Origin of the sequence: Microbacterium sp. 18062, assembly GCF_902706225.1 — a bacterium.
Taxonomy (GTDB): Bacteria; Actinomycetota; Actinomycetes; order Actinomycetales; family Microbacteriaceae; genus Microbacterium.
The window spans coordinates 1-459 of record NZ_CACSKB010000312.1 but is presented as its reverse complement, the minus strand read 5'-3'; the positions used below and the strand labels follow the sequence as shown (position 1 = coordinate 459).

The window sequence follows — 459 nt, the reverse complement described above, 5'->3', positions numbered from 1 at the left end:
CGCCGGTGGCGAAGCCGACCACGAGGGTCACGGCCTTCTTGGGGGGAAAATCTTGGGCTTGGGCGGCGGTGCCGGCGAAGGACAGGCCGGCAGCCAGGGCGGCGGCCAGCACGAGGGGGCGTCTTTGCATGTTTGCTTGTCTCCGGAATGGGCCGCCATCCTAGGCAGCGCGCAATAATTTGTGAATTGCAATTTATAACGAGACTAGTGCATGCTGCGCATCAAATTCGATCTGGCGGAACTGCAGGCCTTCGTGGTCACCGCGGAGAAGGCGAGTTTCCGCCTTGCGGCGGAGGCGCTGTGCCTTTCGGCGCCGGCCCTGAGCCGGCGCGTGGAGCGGCTCGAAGAAGCGGTGGGCGTGCGGCTGCTGGAGCGGACCACGCGGCGCGTGGAACTGACGCAGCTCGGGCAGGAGTTCCTGCGCGAGGCGCGGCAGGCGCTGGTCGGGCTGGACGAAGC

At 66.9% G+C, this 459-nt stretch carries 1 protein-coding gene; it reads left to right on the top strand.

The annotated features are described in order from the left end of the window. Positions 1-211: 211 nt before the first annotated feature. Positions 212-459, top strand: a 248-nt coding sequence (locus GVL03_RS23580; RefSeq protein WP_159502641.1) for a LysR family transcriptional regulator, incomplete at its 3' end; no start/stop codon positions are given.